Annotated in this window: 19 protein-coding genes; 7 read left to right on the top strand and 12 right to left on the bottom strand. The window is 64.8% G+C overall.

The features are described 5' to 3' along the window. Positions 1 to 188: 188 nt before the first annotated feature. On the top strand, positions 189 to 830 hold the full coding sequence (locus tag AOA12_RS21635) for an NYN domain-containing protein (RefSeq protein WP_054682966.1): 642 nt from the start codon (positions 189 to 191) through the stop codon (positions 828 to 830). 8 nt (positions 831 to 838) lie between these two features. On the opposite strand, the gene AOA12_RS21630 is transcribed toward AOA12_RS21635, so the two are convergent. Genes AOA12_RS21630 through AOA12_RS21615 form a run of 4 tightly spaced genes read right to left on the bottom strand, consistent with a single transcriptional unit; the run spans position 839 to position 6,570 of the window. Then, on the bottom strand, positions 839 to 1,255 hold the full coding sequence (locus AOA12_RS21630; RefSeq protein WP_054682963.1) for a hypothetical protein: 417 nt from the start codon (positions 1,253 to 1,255) through the stop codon (positions 839 to 841). Next, complete coding sequence (locus tag AOA12_RS21625; RefSeq protein WP_054682961.1) at positions 1,248 to 3,356, bottom strand: hypothetical protein; 2,109 nt, start codon at positions 3,354 to 3,356, stop codon at positions 1,248 to 1,250. Before AOA12_RS21625 ends, AOA12_RS21630 begins: the two co-directional genes overlap by 8 nt. Beyond that, entirely contained in the window at positions 3,353 to 5,161 is a 1,809-nt protein-coding gene (locus tag AOA12_RS21620; RefSeq protein WP_054682959.1) for a hypothetical protein, read from the bottom strand. Before AOA12_RS21620 ends, AOA12_RS21625 begins: the two co-directional genes overlap by 4 nt. Further along, positions 5,158 to 6,570, bottom strand: coding sequence for a tyrosine-type recombinase/integrase (locus tag AOA12_RS21615; protein ID WP_054682956.1), 1,413 nt, complete (start codon positions 6,568 to 6,570; stop codon positions 5,158 to 5,160). The genes AOA12_RS21620 and AOA12_RS21615 overlap by 4 nt, the downstream gene beginning before the upstream one ends. Positions 6,571 to 6,669: 99 nt before the next feature. Between AOA12_RS21615 and AOA12_RS21610 the strand changes: the two genes are divergently transcribed. Continuing rightward, the gene (locus tag AOA12_RS21610; RefSeq protein ID WP_054687436.1) at positions 6,670 to 8,334 is read left to right on the top strand and encodes an Eco57I restriction-modification methylase domain-containing protein; all 1,665 of its coding nucleotides are present in this window, start codon (positions 6,670 to 6,672) and stop codon (positions 8,332 to 8,334) included. A gap of 458 nt (positions 8,335 to 8,792) precedes the next feature. Here AOA12_RS21610 and AOA12_RS21605 read toward each other — a convergent pair whose 3' ends face one another. The 4 genes from AOA12_RS21605 to AOA12_RS21590 are packed head-to-tail and all read right to left on the bottom strand — an operon-like array spanning position 8,793 to position 10,916. After that, positions 8,793 to 9,170, bottom strand: a complete 378-nt coding sequence (locus AOA12_RS21605; protein ID WP_054687434.1) for a VOC family protein — start codon at positions 9,168 to 9,170, stop codon at positions 8,793 to 8,795. Beyond that, positions 9,167 to 9,571, bottom strand: coding sequence for a DUF1801 domain-containing protein (locus tag AOA12_RS21600; RefSeq protein WP_054687431.1), 405 nt, complete (start codon positions 9,569 to 9,571; stop codon positions 9,167 to 9,169). Before AOA12_RS21600 ends, AOA12_RS21605 begins: the two co-directional genes overlap by 4 nt. Next, a complete protein-coding gene (locus tag AOA12_RS21595) occupies positions 9,571 to 10,026 on the bottom strand; it encodes an SRPBCC family protein (protein ID WP_054687429.1) in 456 nt (151 codons plus the stop codon). Before AOA12_RS21595 ends, AOA12_RS21600 begins: the two co-directional genes overlap by 1 nt. Continuing rightward, positions 10,023 to 10,916 carry an AraC family transcriptional regulator gene (locus tag AOA12_RS21590; protein WP_054687427.1) on the bottom strand — a complete coding sequence of 298 codons (894 nt, stop codon included), beginning with the start codon at positions 10,914 to 10,916 and terminating at the stop codon, positions 10,023 to 10,025. Before AOA12_RS21590 ends, AOA12_RS21595 begins: the two co-directional genes overlap by 4 nt. Before the next feature lie 342 nt (positions 10,917 to 11,258). Between AOA12_RS21590 and AOA12_RS21585 the strand changes: the two genes are divergently transcribed. The 5 genes from AOA12_RS21585 to istB are packed head-to-tail and all read left to right on the top strand — an operon-like array spanning position 11,259 to position 14,289. Further along, the gene (locus AOA12_RS21585) at positions 11,259 to 11,816 is read left to right on the top strand and encodes a hypothetical protein (protein WP_054687425.1); all 558 of its coding nucleotides are present in this window, start codon (positions 11,259 to 11,261) and stop codon (positions 11,814 to 11,816) included. Continuing rightward, the gene (locus AOA12_RS21580) at positions 11,813 to 12,037 is read left to right on the top strand and encodes a hypothetical protein (RefSeq protein ID WP_054687423.1); all 225 of its coding nucleotides are present in this window, start codon (positions 11,813 to 11,815) and stop codon (positions 12,035 to 12,037) included. The genes AOA12_RS21585 and AOA12_RS21580 overlap by 4 nt, the downstream gene beginning before the upstream one ends. Before the next feature lie 7 nt (positions 12,038 to 12,044). Next, complete coding sequence (locus AOA12_RS23395; protein WP_156366701.1) at positions 12,045 to 12,254, top strand: hypothetical protein; 210 nt, start codon at positions 12,045 to 12,047, stop codon at positions 12,252 to 12,254. Between the two features lie 35 nt (positions 12,255 to 12,289). Further along, complete coding sequence (gene istA, locus AOA12_RS21575) at positions 12,290 to 13,492, top strand: IS21 family transposase (RefSeq protein ID WP_082405821.1); 1,203 nt, start codon at positions 12,290 to 12,292, stop codon at positions 13,490 to 13,492. Continuing rightward, complete coding sequence (gene istB, locus AOA12_RS21570; protein ID WP_054678490.1) at positions 13,492 to 14,289, top strand: IS21-like element helper ATPase IstB; 798 nt, start codon at positions 13,492 to 13,494, stop codon at positions 14,287 to 14,289. The genes istA and istB overlap by 1 nt, the downstream gene beginning before the upstream one ends. Positions 14,290 to 14,446: 157 nt before the next feature. On the opposite strand, the gene nrdH is transcribed toward istB, so the two are convergent. The 4 genes from nrdH to AOA12_RS21550 are packed head-to-tail and all read right to left on the bottom strand — an operon-like array spanning position 14,447 to position 17,323. Next, positions 14,447 to 14,680, bottom strand: a complete 234-nt coding sequence (gene nrdH, locus AOA12_RS21565; RefSeq protein WP_054687421.1) for a glutaredoxin-like protein NrdH — start codon at positions 14,678 to 14,680, stop codon at positions 14,447 to 14,449. A 43-nt stretch (positions 14,681 to 14,723) separates the two neighbouring features. Further along, on the bottom strand, positions 14,724 to 15,005 hold the full coding sequence (locus AOA12_RS21560) for a hypothetical protein (protein ID WP_054687419.1): 282 nt from the start codon (positions 15,003 to 15,005) through the stop codon (positions 14,724 to 14,726). Next, entirely contained in the window at positions 15,002 to 15,193 is a 192-nt protein-coding gene (locus tag AOA12_RS21555) for a hypothetical protein (RefSeq protein ID WP_054687417.1), read from the bottom strand. The genes AOA12_RS21560 and AOA12_RS21555 overlap by 4 nt, the downstream gene beginning before the upstream one ends. Before the next feature lie 15 nt (positions 15,194 to 15,208). Beyond that, complete coding sequence (locus AOA12_RS21550; RefSeq protein ID WP_082406564.1) at positions 15,209 to 17,323, bottom strand: FtsK/SpoIIIE domain-containing protein; 2,115 nt, start codon at positions 17,321 to 17,323, stop codon at positions 15,209 to 15,211. Positions 17,324 to 17,643 lie beyond the last annotated feature (320 nt).

Below are 17,643 nucleotides of genomic sequence, written 5' to 3'. Positions count from 1 at the left end.
CTCCACGGAAAGGCCTAATCCGTATGGCTTTCTTCGTCATCGATGAGGAATCTGGAAACAAAGACGCCCTCCCGAGGGAGGGCGTCGGGCCACGGTTGGGATGAACAACCGGGCGGGGTGTATCCACACTATACACACGATCGCTGGTAGGAAGGTGAGCACCTCGCGTATCGATTTGGAGTCGTCTGTTGCCAGCTTTACCCGTACCTGGACCACCGCACGAGCGCCTCATCGTCTACATCGACGGCTTCAACTTCTATCACGGCATGCACGACAAGTTCGGCCGCTCGACGCTCTGGATAGACTTCGTCGCACTCGCGCAGAGCCTCCGCCCGCGCAGCCACATTGTCGCGGTGAAATACTTCACCGCGCCTGTGTTGGGCGATGCGGGGGCGGCGAGTCGCCAGGCCTACCATCAGGCTGCGGTCGCCGCGCGTCACCCCAACGTATTCAGCGTCACGCAGGGCAGGTACCAGGCGAAGACGGTGACGTGCTTCAACTGTCGCGCTACGCGTATTGCGCACGAGGAGAAAGAAACCGACGTCAACATCGCGGTTGCCCTCGTCGGCGACGCTGCCTCGAGCGCTATGGACTCGGCGCTGATCATCAGCGCCGACAGCGATCTTGCTCCCGCAGTCAGAGCGGCCAAGCAGTTCCGCCCGCACATGTTCATCGGCGCTGCTTTCCCGCCCAAGCGATTCTCGAGCGAGCTCAAGCAGCTGATGCCTGCGTCGTCACAGATCGGGCGTGACAAGATCCGCCAGGCACTCCTTCCCGAGACCTTCAGCGTCGCAGCGAGCACCTATACGCGCCCTCCGAAATGGTGCTGAAGCAGGAATCACCGGCTGCCGACTGAACCCGCCGGGCGCTTCATCGGGGTGACGTTACGGGTCGGGTCGTCGCCCCGCAGGAGTTGATTCTCTACGTGCAGCTCGGCGACGGTGGTGGCGGCGATCGTCAGATGTGCTTCGAGGTCGCTCAGTCGCTCACGGAGCTTCTTGATCTCGGCGGTACGGGCAGCAAGCGAACTTCGCAACGACTCGATCTCGCGATCACGGGGCTGGGTCCCGTCGACGCGCCGAGCCCACTCGTCCATGACTGCGGTCGCACGGTTCATGGTGGCGCGGCTGACGCCGGCTTCGCGATAAAGGTTCTCCTTGTTGATGCGGCCGTCGGTTCGGACTGCCACCCCACTGAGCAGCCGCTCCATCGCGTCGCGTAGCTTGCGTTCTGTCCCGGCAGTGATCTCAGGCATCCGTGAACTTCCTCGTGACTCGGCGAACATCCTCGAGCTCGGCTTCGAGCTGTTCGCGATTGTGTGCCGCCATCTTTCGGTCGCGAAGCTTCGCGACAAGGTCGCGTTCCTCCGCGATCCAGATCGACGCGTGCTCCTCCGTGACGACGGAGTTGCCACACGTGGTGGGCTGGCACCGATTGGGCATGACTGCACCTCCGGCGATTGCGTCGGCTGGCAGACCTTTCAAGCACGCTGCCTGGTCGGGGATGCCGAGGCAGTGATTGACGGTTCCCCACCGGAGCGTGCTGAACCGATCGCGGAGGAGCGTGCGCAGCGTGCGTTCGTCGCCGACTTTGACCGCGTTGCTCGCGACTGCATCAATCTTCTTGAGTTCGTCTCGGAACCGCTGAGCGCCCGCGCCCGCGAGCTTCATCTCGTGGTCACGGTGAGAAGACCAGGCGCCGACCAACCGCGACGCGACGGCTTCTTGGAGCTCATGCTCGAACTCCGCGGCCCATTCAGGTGTCTCGCTCGCGTACCCGGAGGTCGTGCCGTTCGCGACAGCGCGCCGAGCAGCGTGCTTGAGCTGGATGCCGAGGGCAATCTCGCCGTCTGGCTGTTGCGCGGTGATCACGGCCATCGTCCGCCGGAACATGTGCGGAGCGAGATGAAATGCGGGGATCATGTCGAGACCGGCGTCGAGGTCCTGACCATTGAGTTGCGAGATGAACTGTTTCAGCTCACTATGTCGATCGAACCTACCGGCTCCGTCTTGCGCTCGGTGTTCACGGCGAACAGAGCCGAAAACGTCGTCACCGAGAGCGAGTTTTTCGGCGACGACGATTGCCTGCGCGACGGGTTCGATGATCCACCAGTTGCGTCGCTGTGTTCCGCGTCGACCTTTTCGGAGCTGGGATGTGACAGCAGGTGCGCCGTACGACGTCGTGAGCGCCCCCTTCTTGATGCTCAGCAGCTCCGAGTCGCGCATCATCGTGAGAGCCGCGCAGAAGACGTAGCACGCGTTGCGGAGGAGCTTCAGCTGAGCGCGAATCGTCGCCGGGTCGAATCCGTCGATCCATGGTCCGACGGATCCATCGGAGCGTTCGACCGCTGTTGCCGGTGTCGTGAGACCCCCGCGGACGGTCGAGAGCGTGCCAGCGGCGATCGCCTCAATGACGTCCTGACGTCGGCGCACGATGTCAGGCCGGTCCAGTTCGGCGAAGAACTGCTTGCTGTGACCGTCTGACACGAGCAGGGACAAGAGCGTCCAATGAATCTCGCCCTCGCGGAATCGCCCATACGTCATGCGGTGCATCGGCACTGCACTCCCTGGCCTCGAGATCCACCTCGCGAGAGCCTCTTCGGGATGTTGAACTCTCGTGCGCTGGCCTCTGGGTCGGTCGAGCGCCGACCACTCTGCTGCGGCCGCGAAGATGTCGTGCGAGAACACATCGATGTACTGCCAGCACGCCCGAAGCAACGGCCACCAAACCTGCGGCGGGATCACCGGCGTGCTCAGCTCGGTGCTCGACTTGCGTCCGCTGAGCGCGATCGTCGTGATCTCACCCCACGGGCGAAACAGAACGCCGCCGCCGGTGAGGACTGTCGCGTATGTGTGGAGTTCGCGGACCGCATCGACTGATTGCCTCGTCCGCGAATGGATCCCCATCTTCTTGACATCGGTGAGGAAGCTGTCGAGGTGCGACTGGTCGAGATCGCGGAGTGGATGGCCCGGGAGGTTCTCGGCGTGCCACGCGGCGAACCTTTTCAAGCCTTCGAGCTTCGAGCGAATCGTCTTCACGTGAGCAGGCGTTGCTCGCAGGTAGATCATCTGATCGCGCAGCACGGGGTGTACAGGGTTGAGAAGTGCCATCGCGAGTTCGCGAGCACGAAGGTTCCACGCGCCGCTGAACGAGTCGAACAGCAGAACGGAGGAGTGTCGGCCGGCCGCCGGGTTCCACCCCAGCGCACCGAGCTCCCAACGATCCTCATTTCCGAACAATGGGATCGGGTAGTCATGTTCGAGTTTGCGATCAGAGACGACCGCCGTATCGCCTGCCCAGTACTCGCTCGCTGAAGGCGACAACCGTTCGGCGGAGTGCCCGCGGTCGACGGTCATAAGTGGATTCCTCTCTGGCTGAGTGGCACATGGACCGCGGCGGTCTCGTGCGCAGCCCGCGCATTCTCGAGCTCCGTCGTGGAGAACTCGTGGAGAATGCGCTCGACGTTGACCAGCTGTTGGCCGTGTACCGCCGCGAACTGGGCTGGAGGCATCTCGTTCTCGTGATTGCGGAGTATCTCTCGGTACGCGAGGACTCGCGGGAGGTGGTCGGCGAACACGATGGCATTCGGGCACGCAAAGCACATGGACGGCCGGTGCTCGCAGAGCCGGCCCGCTGGCGTGAAGGGTGATTCGTACGGTGACGTGCACTGAGTCACATTGATTCCGTGCTCGGTGGTGCTCGAGGCCAGCTCGGCTGCGGCGGCAGCAGCGAGGTCGCCCGCAGCATCGTCGACTGTGCTGGCTGCCGCATGGACGAAGAGTGGCCCTCGTGCTCGATCGAAGACCTGGTGCTGCGCCGCGTTGACGGCGATGCCTGCCAGAACGTGCACCGTCGTCGACTGCGCGTAGTGGCGTTGGTAAACGGCGATGCTGTGGTCGTTTCCCGCCGCGGCGTCTGCGCTGCGGAGCACTGCTGCCCGAACACTCTTCACTGTCTTGCGCAGCCGACGGGAGTCGTATGGCCTGGATATCTCAGGAGAGATCGACGTCAAGAGCGACGTGAACGGACGACGAGAGAATGACTCCTGGCGCGCGACGAGATGTCTGGACGTGGTTCGGTGCACAGTCAGGAACAAGGAGTCTGCGTCCGGGGCTCCCACCTCATTCGCTTCCTCCCGAGCTGCTTCGGTCACGGCGATCAGTCGAAGGATGAGATCCCCAGCTCGCCATCCGTTGCCCGACTCGGTGATGGTGCAGCGCACGGTTCGAGTCCGGTGCGCCCGTGCCTTGCGGAGTCTCACGCCGAGGGAATCGGTTGTGCGCTCGATATCCGAGAGCCGCACGCCCGACCACTCTTCCGGCGCCGCACCGCTTTCTAACTGCAGCAACGTGCGGAACGCAACGAGGTCCTCACTAGTCGGATAGAGGTGCGTCAGCAGGTGGCGCGTGATCGGACCAGCATCAGAGTGGGTCATGGACTTCTCACCTGCGAAGTCCGCGTGGAAGTCGCTGAGCACGCCAGCACCGCACGCACGGACGAGATCAGCCTCTATCGATGTACCCGGAAGTCGGCCGAGATGGCGGACGCCCCAGAGCACATCGGCGCCACGGTTCCATCCTGCGACTCGGGGGTCCTCGCCGGTGAAAAGGATCCGACGTCCGACCGCAAGACGCGTCTCCAGGTCGCGGATTCGGGCACGGCAGGCGTCACGTATGGCGAGGCGCTCCGCGTTCGAGAACTCATCCAGCGGCGTGGAGTCTCCGCCCTGGTGTAAAACGCGCGCCTGGGCCCAACGAAGCGTGGCCTCGCTAACCTCATGACCGTTGGCTGCGTGGACGCGGACGAGAGCGCGGATCTGCCTGCCGTACCTGTTCGGGATCGCGCTCTCGGGCGCGTAACTGCCAGCCAACGCAGACTCCCATAAGTGGAACGCGTCGGTGATGGCGAGACCTGGCGACGCCAAACTCGCAGTGCGCGGACACACATCAGGCATGCCGCGCAGAAGACTCATGAGAGCCCGCCGGTATTGATACGCGGTGCCATCGGACTGACCAATCGTTCGACGCATTTCGATCAAAGCATCGGAGAGCTCCGCGGCAAGTATCGGGTGCGCGAAGTCGAGCGGGGCAACCGTTCCGTCGAGCTTCGTGGTCGGCAGAACGAACGACATCCGACGCGGGGCGAGGTCGACGTTGCTCACGCGGCGTTCCGATCAGCGAGGACCGCGTCTGCGAACGTCATGGCCTCGTCGCTCCAGCTCTCGAACACGTCCTGAATGAGCGCATCAGTGTCCTCCACATACCGCAGGTAGACCATCGTCGTCGCAGGATTCGAGTGCCCGAGCAGCCGCTGGACAGTGAGTCGCGGGTTGATACTGATGTGCTCGGAGAGCGTGGACGGTCCGACGTTGCCGGCTCGTCGCTCAGCCTCGCGGGCGAGGGCGACCTCGGTCAGAGACTTCAAGAGAACGACAGCGAATGTGTGGCGCAAATCGTGCGGGGTGATCCGGACACGCCGACCGCCCATCTCTGCCTGTGCGAGATCCAGCGTGCGACGGCTCGCTGCCTCGAACGTGGCATGCCATTGCCGCCTACTGATCGGCAAACCGCCTCGGCCGACGAACAGGCCCAGCGCTTCCAGTCCCTCGTTCCGCTCCGTGACGGCAATTCGTCGCAGGCGCGGAGGGAGCTGGTGCAGCCGCCATCTCGACCGTCGGCCATCCACTCGTCCCCGCACGACGCCTGCCGACATGTCTATCTCATCAACGATGAAGAGTTCCGCGCGACGACGCCAGAGTGAGGCAGCCGACGCGCGGACGACGGCGCGGCGCTCTGTCTGGCGGTACAGGTCGACGGCACGGAGGGTCGTGAGGGGAATATGGACACGGCGGCGCTTCTGATACTTCGCGCATGCCTCGAGCAAGAGGGAGCCTCCGCTGTCGATTGACGACGGAATTTCGACATCGAGCAAAGTTGAGAACTCTCCGAGGCGCATCCCAGTTGTCACCGCAAGTTGGGCGCCCGCTTGTGAGCGCAAGCTGGTGCTACCGCGCCAGCTTTCGTCCAGGTCGCCGCTCGCAGTTCGTCCGCCGAGCCCGACCTCACGGAACGTCCGCCACTGCGATTGCGTCAGCGGTCGTATGTCCGGCTCACTCGTCCAACGCGTTCGGAGTGGCGACGACTTCCCGATGGTGATCCACGGCTCACGCTGGATCTGCCCGGTTTGCGTGAGCAGCTGGTAGATCCCACGAATGACGACGACGTCGCGCTGCCACGTCGTATGCGCAACCGGTCGCTCGGAGCCGTTCAGCCGCCATTCGCGATATGCGACGATGTCGTCACTCGTTGCATGGATCACGTCCGTTCGCCGTGCGTCGAGGAAAGCGGCGAACCGCCGTGCGTCGTATGCGTAGGCGCGAAGTGTTGCTCGGTCTGCCGACGCTGCGACGATTCGGAAGTACGTCAGCCACGGCTCAACCGGGCGCCAACCATCGTCGAGAAGGATCGGCATCCCCTCGGGTAGTGGGCGGCCGCGCGAGTAGAGGTCGCCTATGCGCTCGTCGAGGTCGGCTGTGGCGGTGAGGCGGTGGTCTACGAAACGCAGGTGCATCGTGCTCCAGGGGTGCGATCGGGTGAGTGGTTGAGACACTGACCGAACGTACACATAACGACCTGCGGCTCGGGAGCCTTCCTGTTCGCCGGGTTGCGGGTGCTGCAGCCGCTCTACGACGCCACGCTTGACGCTCTGGACCGTCACGTCCGATCGACGTCATTCCCCGAGGGCATGGCCCTACTCGAGACCGTCTCCAAACACGCCAACACCGAGTACTTCGTCCTCAAGCACGCCACCCTCAGCAATCTCTACGGCGTCGACATCATGCGCGAAGCGGTCGAGGTTGCCCGGCTCCGACTTTTCCTGAAACTCGTAGCATCCATCGACGACCGCAAGGATCTCGAACCGCTCCCCGACCTCGATTTCAACATCAAGGCGGGAAACACCCTCGTAGGTGCCCTCACCCTGGACTCGCTCGAGGAGGACAGCGGCACCCTGTTTACCAGCGACCGAATCATCGAGGTCAAGAAGTCTGCGGCGCGGATCTCGGAGCGCTACTCCGCGTTCCGGGAGCGTCAAGAGACCAACGAATCATCCGTCGACGTTCGGCGCGAGCTCGTAGCTCTCCTCGACGAGGTCCGCCGAGATGTCGATGACCTCTACCACTCAGCGACAATGGTGCCCCAGCCGCTTACGGCGTGGGTCGAGACGCACCACCCCTTCCACTGGTTCGTCGAGTTCCCCGAGGTCTTCGAGCAGGGCGGATTTGACGTCGTGATCGGGAACCCGCCCTATGTAAACCGTCGCGAGCTCAGCTATCGCATCACCGGCTTCAGGACCGACGACGTAGACGACATCTACGCATCGTGCTGTGAGAGATCCGCGCAGATCACTCGCCACGATGGGCGCCTGAGCCTGATCGTCCCGATCCGCAGCCAGTTCGGCGATCGCGACGAGTCGCTGCGGAAGTACTACACCGAGCGATTCGGCGCGATCTGGGTGAGCACCTTCCAGGAGCGGCCTGCTGCACTGTTCCAGGTCAAGGTCCGCAGCACCATAATCACCGCTGCCGGGCAGGGGAAAGCGTCAGAGATCCACACCACAATCACCCACAGCTGGATCGAGCCGTTCCGCCCCCACCTGATGGCTACGCTCCGATATGCATTGCGACCGAACACCACGAAGACGCCCAATTGGATGCGATCGAGTGGCGACGCTATGTACGAGCTCATGGACACACTGCTGGCGAAGGGATCACTGCAGGCATCGCTGGTTCGTGTGAGCGACTTCTCGGTCGGCTTCAAGAAGACCGCAACCTACTTCCTCAGCACGTATACGGTGCCGCCGGTGACCTACGAAAAGTCCACCCATGCCACCGTGCCACTGAACGAAGGGAAGCTGTTCACCCAGCACCGCGACGACCAGCTGGCTGCCAGCGCCGTCGCGGCGTCACGACTGGCCTTCCTGTGGTGGACCTTCACCGGCGACTGCTTCAACGTCACCAAGGGCACCATGTCCGCGATCCCGTTCTCGCTGCGCAGCTGCGACCAGACCACCCGCGACGCACTGATCGACTTGGGGAAGCGGATCGAGAAGGCGCTGCCCGATGTTCGGTCATGGGATCTCAACTCCGGCAAGTACGTCGGCGGCTACGCGGTCCCCGAGTTGCGCCACCTTACCGACGAAGCTGACGAAATCATTCTGACCTCGATCGGCCGGATGGATCTGCTGCCAGAGATCCAGTACGCGCACGCTCGCATGTTCAAGAGCACCGGCATGTCGGCGACGACCCTTCGGCGGCTACCTTTCGCGATCAGCTGAGGCAGCACCCCACCGAGGGACCGCGGGATTACGGTACTGCGAGGGGGCATGGCAACCCCCTAACCCGTCAACGCCCTTCTAGACGCCGTATCGCCTGCCTCACCTGCTGCTGCTCAGCGCGCAGCTTGGCCACATAGTTCCCCCGCGCATACGCACCCGCGATTTGACGATGAAGGGTGTTCTCTCGTCCTCGCAACAGGGCGAGGCGGATGCGGTCAGACAGGCTCCTCTGAGCACCGTATCCCCTAGACAGTCGGGTGCGTAGGCAGACCGATCGTTGAGGCGCCCGCGCCCGACCTGTAGGGATCGCTCAGACTTGTTCCTGTTGGGGCGGAGAAGCCACGGCGCCAGGGGATGAAATGTCCACGGCTGCCGTCACCGCGCACAGCTCGAAGTGTCCGACCAATGCGCGCATAGCTCCATCGACCTCGGAAAACTCGCATAGCCAGGCTCGCCTTTCAAAGCTTCCGGTCTCGAAACTCGACAAGCCCTACCGTGTTTCCCTCGGGGTCGCGTATGAACGACTGCCACTCCTCTTGCCCGATCGGGCCGAGGGTATTCGTATCGTGGGTGAAGATACGGTGCGCCGTCGAGAGAATCTCCACGTCGCCGACGCGCGCGACCGCGGATTCCAAGTCGTCGACACGGAGATAGAGCAGCGCAGACGGCGCTTCCCGCTCGAGGAGCAACCGGACGCCTGCCAGATTGAAGAACACAAGCCCTGGGGGATCAAACGTGGCCACAGGGGGCGAACCGATGAGCGCGGAGTAGAAGGCCGCTGCCCGCTCGAGGTCTTGGACTCTCTGCGCCACCTGGACAAGGGCCGATCCGGTCATCTGTCTGCCTCGCGTCCGTCGCGGACGGTTGCGAGCGATCGCTCAAGGATCTCCCTCAGCACATCCCGATCCACTGCCGACAGCCGGGTGAGGTAGAGGCAGGCGGTGCTCGTGCGATGGGGACCGAGTCGATCGAGCAGATCGGGCCACCTCTCGGCGAATCCCTCCACCAGGTAGAGCGTGTGCTTAGCGCCGGACGCGAAGGCGATCTCGGGTGCGATGCCCTCGCGCCCGCTGTCGTAGGTGTACTCGTATTGGCCGAAGCCGACGATCCGATCAGCCCACACCACGGGGGGCCGTTGCGCCACTTCCTCGAAGAGGTCGAGGAGTTCAGTGACCTCTTCGCGTCGCGGCCCCGTGGCACGGTCAAGCGCCTCTTCGACCCTGGTGTCGGAGGGCATCACGATGCGGCCCCAGCGTTGTGCTGCGACTCGACGTACGCCTTGAGGCGGACCAGGTGGTCGCCGTCTTCTTTCTTCGAGATCGCGGCAACGAGGGGAAGCATCACCCGGCGCAATCCCGTCGCTTCGAGCTCGCATGTCCACTCGATCCGAGTTCCAGCAGCTTCGGGGTGAAGGCGGTATCGGTAGGTAGCAGTGATGCCCTCCGCCTCGCTGGTGATCGCGAATGTCGACGGTGGGTCAAGGGTGACGATCCGCAGCCGACCTGTCGATTCCTTGCCTTTCACGAGACGGGTTTCCTCGATCATGGATCCCTCGGCAAGGGGCTCGTCTGCCACTTTCACGCTCCTCACCACTCCCTCGACGTAGTCGACCGATCGAGTGGGATCTGCCAGGACGGCGAACACGTCCCGCGGGGGTCTGTCGATGTGCTCGGTGAACTGAAATCCGATCATGGCGCTCCTTCTGGATGAGTATGTTGCCGGTGCTCAAGAGGGACATAGGCGTGGGTGTGGCTGATGCGGGCAGCGCCGGCGACAGGTCGGTCGACGTGATGAACCTCGAAGGATGATGCGCAGCGGAGACGCCACCCTTCTGAGGGCATCCACTGCACACCGATAGCGGCGAAGGTCTTCGCTATCTCCTCAGCACCGCCCGTATGTCGATGCACGACGCACAGCTGAGCCGGCATCGTGCGGTATGTAAAGGGGCGAGGCGGGTCTACCGGCGCCGGGATCAACAGCGCGGCGTCGAAACGGATCTGTTCTTCATCAACGACATAGGGGTCGTCGCGTGTGATCCCTACCAGACGATCAGATTCGTGTGGGATGCCGCTCGCGGTCGCGAATTCGCGCAGCTGCTTCCAGGGCTCGAGCGAAGGATGTCCGATGCCGAAGCCACCGTACCCGCGATGCCGCAGCACGAGCAGGTGCCATTCGGGGGTGCGCTCCATCCACACGGGTGCCGCGTCGAGATCGAAACGTAGAGTGAGCGGCGTTTCCGCCGCGAAACCCTCAAATGTCTTGCTCTGCTGCGCCACGTCCACATACTCGCGATACGCCCGCACCATCCCCCGGTACTCCGAGGGGCTGAGCTCGAAGCGTCTGACGAAAGCTCGGGTGAAAGTCTCGGGTGTAGCGAACCCGGACTCCAACGCGATGTCCAGCACCGTATCGCTGCTCACCTTGAGTCGATAGACCGCTCGCTCGAGCCGCAATCTCCGCAGATGCGCCTTCGGGCTCTCGCCCACAACAGCACGAAATACCCGATGGAAATGATGCGGGGAGAGACCGGCGACCGCCGCGATATCGGCAAGCGTCACCGGCTCCTCGAGTCGCTCTTCCACCCACTGAAGCGCTCGACTCACGCACTCCTCATGCCGCCGAGTGGTCGACGGGAGTAGAGGTGCAGACACGCATCGAATCTACGAGCGAGGGTGCTCGACGTCTCGACATTTCTTGCGAATCGACTTCCCCGCCGGGGGTCACTGAGCCCTCCACGCGACCCGTGCCCCGTTTCGCTATCGACAAACCAAACCGGCCGAAATGTCCAGACGGACACACCGTGGACATTTCCTCTGCGAAATGGACAACTCCAAACGGAACCTACACGACCTCTTGACACATCTTAACCTCCGCAATATTGTTGTGCATGTCAGATACACAACTTAGAGTTGGAGGTAATTGCCATGCGCGCGCTTCCCGTTCCCCAGGACGTCGTCGACCTGTTGGTCACAGCGATCCTGATCAGCAGCACCGACATCACCCAGTCACCCGCACGGGCGCCCATCGTCACCCCCGGCCGCTCCCCCGCCGCAGTCCTCGCCGACGCCGATCACCTCGGGCAGCAGCTGTGGGACGAGAACTACGCCAGCGTCAGCTTCACGAACCGTTGCAACCTGCCGGCGCCCCGCTACGATTGGCGGCCTGTCGCGGAGCTCATGGGCGACCGCGTCGACATCGAACAGATCCTGCAGATCGAACGCAGCCGGCTGTACATGGAGGAGGTCTCCTGCCATCACGCCGGGTGGGACGACTCCGAAGCGAACCGGCAGCTGAGCCGCCTCGAGCAGAGCATCGAGGCGCGCCTGTACTTCCACCCCCGCGAGGCATCCCCGCAGGAGCCCGGCGTCGTGGAGTACGTCGGCCTCAGTCGCGCCGTCGACGAGTGGACGCGCGAGATCGGGTTCCGGTCGTCGCTGACCGTGGCCGCGGCCGCGAAAGCCCTGGACGTGGGTGACCGATGAGCCTGGCGACTCCGCGCAAGCACGCGGACATCCCCGACGAGATCCTCACCCGGCTGCGCCGGATCATCATCGGCTTGCTCACGATCGGCCTCGCGGTCGGCGCCGGCTGGCTCGGCATCATCCTCGGGCCGCACATCGGCAAGATCCTGCTGACCGCGGTCGCGATCGTGCTGCTCTGGGCGCTCGTGATCAGCGTGATCGACTTCTTCCGCAGCAGCTGAGACCGCCATGCCGGCCTACAAGGTCACCTGGACCCAGCAGGCGATCGCCACCGCAACCGTCGACGTCGAACTCGACGAGCTAGCACGGTGGGCGATCTCTGCCGGCGTCGTGCGCGCCGGCCCCGACCCACGACCCGCCGATGGGGTGGCGCTGCGGCGATCGCTCGAGCACAACACCCATCTGCGCTGTCGACGGCGCTTGAGAACTGATCGATAGCGGCGCTCGAAAAGTGGACACTCAACGATTGGAGAGTGATCACTTTGGAAGACTGGGCGCTGATCAGGAGGCTGGCTTCGGACGGGGTTCCGAAAGCGCAGATCGCGGCGCGGTTGGGGATCTCGCGGACGACCGTGATCAAGGCGGTGAACTCCGACGGGCCGCCGAAGTATGAGCGGTCGCCGCGGCCGACGTCGTTCACGCCGTTCGAGGTGCGGGTGCGGGCGTTGCTCGCCGAGCATCCGCGGATGCCGGCGACGGTGCTCGCGGAGCGGGTTGGTTGGGAGGGCTCGATCCGCTGGTTCCGGGACAATGTCGTGAGACTGCGACCTGAGCATCACCCGGTCGACCCGGCGGATCGGCTCTCGTGGGCGGCGGGCGATGCGGCTCAATGTGATCTCTGGTTCCCGCCGCGGAAGATCCCGCTCGAGGACGGCACGACGGCGCTGTTGCCGGTGTTGGTGATCGTCGCGGCGCATTCGCGGTTCGTGACTGCGCGGATGATCCCGACCAGGAAGACGGAGGATCTGCTGCTCGGGCACTGGGATCTCATCCAACGGCTCGGCGCGGTCCCGCGGCGGCTGATCTGGGACAACGAGTCCGGCATCGGGCAGCGCGGCCGCCTCGCGCAAGGTGTTGCGGCGTTCGCGGGGACCCTCGCGACGAAGGTCGTGCAGCTGAGGCCCTACGACCCGGAATCGAAAGGGATCGTGGAGCGCCGCAACGGCTGGCTCGAGACCTCGTTCATGCCCGGCCGCACGTTCACTTCCCCGGCGGACTTCAACGCCCAGCTGGAGGGCTGGCTGGAGAGAGCGAACGCGAGGGTGGTGCGGACGATCAAGGCACGCCCGGTCGATCTGATCGGCCACGACCGTTCACGGATGCTCCCGTTGCCGCCGATCCCGCTGCAACTGGGCTGGCGAGAACGAGTCCGCCTCGGGCGGGACTACTACGTCCGCCTCGACGCGAGCGACTACTCCGTCGATCCCGCCGCGATAGGCCGGTTTGTCGACGTAATCGCCGATCTCGACCGTGTTCGGGTGCGCCTGGAGGACAGGCTGGTCGCTGACCACGCGCGGGTCTGGGCGCGCGGCTCCACGATCACCGATCCCGCACATCTGGAGGCCGCGAAACGGCTGCGGCAACAGTTCCAGACCCCACGTCCTGATCCCGTTGATGACCTGGCGCGTGATCTCGCGGACTACGACCGGGCGTTCGGGATCGAAGGAGTCGCCTGATGGCTACCTCGAAGACCAGCGAGTCGGTGAAGCAGATCACCTACCTCGCCGGCGCACTCAAGGCACCCCGGATCACGGAGGCCGCAGCCCGGATGGCGGACCAAGCACGCGACGCCGGGTGGTCGTTCGAGGACTACCTCGCCGCCGTCCTCGAACGCGAAGTGAGCGCTCGCAACGCTTCCGGCGCGGAGCTGCGGATCAAAGCGGCCGGGTTCCCGAGCCGGAAGACGCTCGAGGACTTCGACTGGGACGCGCAACCAGCCACTCGGCAGCAGATCGCGGCGCTCGCTTCGGGAGGGTTCCTCCTCGAAGCGCAGAACGTGGTCCTGCTCGGCCCTCCCGGAACCGGGAAGACCCACCTCGCGACCGCGCTCGGAATCGTCGCCGCCCGCCACGGGCACCGAGTGCTGTTCGCGACCGCGACCGACTGGGTCACCCGCCTCACCGACGCCCACCGGCAAGGCAACCTCCCGAAAGAGCTCGCCCGGCTGCGGCGTTACGGGCTGATCATCGTCGACGAAGTCGGCTACCTCCCGTTCGAACAAGACGCAGCGAACCTGTTCTTCCAACTCGTCTCCAGCCGCTACGAGCACGCGTCACTGATCCTGACCTCGAACCTGCCGTTCTCCAGCTGGGGAGGGGTCTTCGGCGACCAGGCCGTTGCCGCCGCGATGATCGACCGCATCGTTCACCACGCCGACGTCCTCACCCTCAAAGGCGCCAGCTACCGACTCCGCGGCCGCGGCATCGACAGCCTCCCCAGCATCCGCACCACCACCGACGAAACACCTAGCTAGACTGCCCGCAACCGTTCACTTTTCGAGCGCCGAAAGCGTCCAGAGTTCGAGCGCCGCCGACATGCGCGACGCGGTGCTGCGGCTCTACGCCACCCGGCAGCAGACCTGACACGACTGAGGGGCGCCCCATCCGGGACGCCCCTCAGTCACTTTTCGCTCACACCAGGCGTGCGGCGAGCTCGTCGATCTTGTCGGGCCGGAACCCGGACCAGTGATCCTGATCCGTGATCACAACCGGCGCCTGCAGGTAGCCGAGCGACTTCACCTGCTCGAGCGCATGCGCGTCTTCCGACAGGTCGTGGATCTCGTATTCGATCCCCTTGGAATCCAGCGCGCGATAGGTCGCCGTGCACTGGACGCACGACGGCTTCGTGTACACCGTGACAGCCATGTGACTCATCCTCCTCTCTTGGTCTCGTAGTTTGGGGGTCGGGTCAGACACGCTCGCGCGCGCGGCGGCGCAGCCAGACGACGGTGGCGACCAGGGCGATGATCAGGCCGCCGGCCACGACGATCTGAGGCCACCCGAACCCGATGTCGTCGACGAACGGGATGACGACCTCGGCGCCGTGAGCGAGCAGGTGGTACTGCACCATCCAGTCACGCACCGGGTTGAACAGCACCCCGAACGAGAACATGCCGGTGGCCATGCCGCCGCACAGCATGAACATCAGCGTCAGCAGGTCGTCCTCGTTCTCGGCAGCCGACTGCGTCATGAGATCCACACCTCCTCCGGCGTCGGCGCCGGCGCGTCCGGGTATGGGATCTCGCCGGCGCGATCCTCGAGCACGTTGACGTACTCGCCGGCGAACTCCTCCGCCCGCTCGCGCTCGGCACCCTGGGCGAGTGCGAACGCGAAGGCCTGCTCATGCGCGAGCTCGGCCCGGTTCTGAGTGATCTGCATGGTTGCTCCTTTCGTTCACGCCGCGGCGGGACGCCGGTAGGTGAGCACTTCGTTGTCCGACACGGTCATCAGGCCCTCGTCACCTGAGTCGAGCTCGCGATACTCGATCGCCATCGCGTCCTCGTCGACGATGTCCGGTTCCACCGACTCCACGACCACCCAGACCCCGAGGGTGGAATCGGACAGCACCAGGTCACCGACTTCGAGGTCGCCGGCCAGGCCCTCGGAGATCTCCCCGTAGCCTTCGTCGTCGTCCGCGGCCGCGGCGGCGGCATCGTCGTCCTCGACGTCGACCGGCTCGGGCACGAACCGGACGTTGCCGGGCTTGCGGGCGCCGAGCGCGACGACGTTGCTGGGCAGCGCTGCAGGAGGCTCGACCGCCGGCTGCTCGATCCCGTCGAACAGGGTGATGCGGGTGGTCGACCAGTCGTTGTAGGTCGGCGGGATCTCCTCATCGCCGTCGATGAGCGAGGACGGTTCGGCAATCGTCTTACGGGGGTGATCCGTCTCGAGCGGGGTGAGGGTGCGCAGGTGCTCCCAGTCCCGCGTGTCGGACTTGTCGAGCTTTGCCGGGTCGGGCGTGTAGAAGGTCTGCACTTCCACCGGGAGCGACTCGGCACTGAGGGTGACGCCGCGGCCGCGCTTGTTGCGGGGCAGCGCGACGCCGATCGCCGGGGAGTCCCACATCATCATCGCGCCCTGGGGGGAGAGTCGGCCGAGGGAAAGGCGGGCTCCGAAGTTGTCACGCATCTCACCGCCGAGGAACTCGACATCGGGGCGCTGGATGCCCAGCAGCATGTGGATCTTCGCGCTTCGAGCCAGGCGGGCGAGATCCGACAGGAGCTCGAGCACCGGCGCCTGAGTGGGCGCGCCCTTCGGCTTGACCGTCTTGTACCAGCGCTGCACGCGAGCCTTGAATGTCGCGTACTCGTCGATGATCAGCGCGAGCGGCTCGAAGTCCTCGAGGCGGGCGGTGCCCTGCTCGAGTTGGGTGTACCGCTGCTCCATGAGCTCGTGGGCCGCGTGCAGCATCCGCACCTGGTGCTCGACACGAGCCGCGACGAGCTCGACGTTCGGCCAGGTGCGGAACCCCGCGAACTCGATCCGCTTCCCGTCCAGCACCCATACCCGCCAGCGGGCCTGAGCCAGGTGGGTGAGCACCGTGTGCTGGAACGACGTCTTACCCGAGCCGGTGCCACCGATGACGAGCATGTGAGGCGAGACCGAGGGCTGCCAGTACTGGCACTTGCCGTCCTCGTCGATGCCGATCGGGATCATGAACGCCTTGTATTCGGCGTGCGTCAGCTGCTTCGTCGACGGGGCTGGCTCGTGGAGAACCAGGTCCGGCATCGGCGGACGGATCTCGAAGGTGACCTCATCGCCCTCGAGATCCCAGTGCGCCCGCCACCGACCGGGCAACATCGACGACAGCAGCTTCTCGATCTGCATCCGGCGCGCGGGGATCGCCAGCCGCGGCCCCATGTCGTACTTCACCTTCATCCGTTGGACCTCGCCGCTGTCGGGGTCCGCGGTGATGTCGACGGTGGAGCTCTCCCCCAACAGCACCTTCGCCACCTGCTCGGCGCGCTGGTATTCACGAGAGACCGGCGTGGTCGGAGGCGCGAGCTCGAGCACGAGGAGGCAGCGGCGGGGGACGTGCTTGAGCACGCGGTACTCCTCACCGATGCGTCGCGAGAGCGAAGTGACGATCTGGTCGACGAACCGCACATCACGGTCGTCGACGTGGGAGGCGTAACGGATCGTCACCTTGCGAGGGACGCCCACCCAACCGCGGGTCCACTTCACCGCCCGGACCAGGTCGCGCGACGGACGCTGCGCGCCCAGCGAGGGCAGCACCGCCTCGATGCCCGGATCAAGCCGGCTCTGTCTCTGGTAGGTGCGGATGCCGGACGCGATCGACGCGGTCGCGATCACCACAGCCGCAACCCATACCCACGCGATCGCGTCGGTGAAGCGGGCCTGCATGTTCACCCCGGTCAACACCACCGCGGCAGCCATCACCACCAGTGCGGGGAAGATCCCTGTCACCTGGCGGCGCGGCAACACCCCCAGCGGCGTGATCGGCGCCGACGACGGGCGGGCCGGCGGGCGAGCAAGTCGAGTCGCCATCGGATGCCTCCTGACCAGGCCGCGCCGATCGCGGCCCTCTGCGTCATATAGGCCCCCTGAACCTGGCTTCGCGGACACGGGGATCTGGATCTACTCGCCGCGACCACCCCGTCGCTCACCCTTTCGGGATGTGTCCGGAGGTATTGCGGGCGTACTTCTGCAGCACTTTCCCGCACATCGGCGCAATAACGTCGCCACCATGGCGCTTGACACCAGTGGTAGGCTTGCCCCGCGTAGCTGAAGCGAAGTCGGAAGCGGAGCGGGGCAAACCCCCACCGCCGTAAGAAATATCCAGCCCGCAATATCCCCGCAGCATCACC

The sequence above is a fragment of the Microbacterium sp. No. 7 genome, assembly GCF_001314225.1.
Lineage (GTDB): Bacteria > Actinomycetota > Actinomycetes > Actinomycetales > Microbacteriaceae > Microbacterium.
Note: the sequence above shows the minus strand (reverse complement) of the source record. Positions and strands in the feature narration are given on the sequence as shown.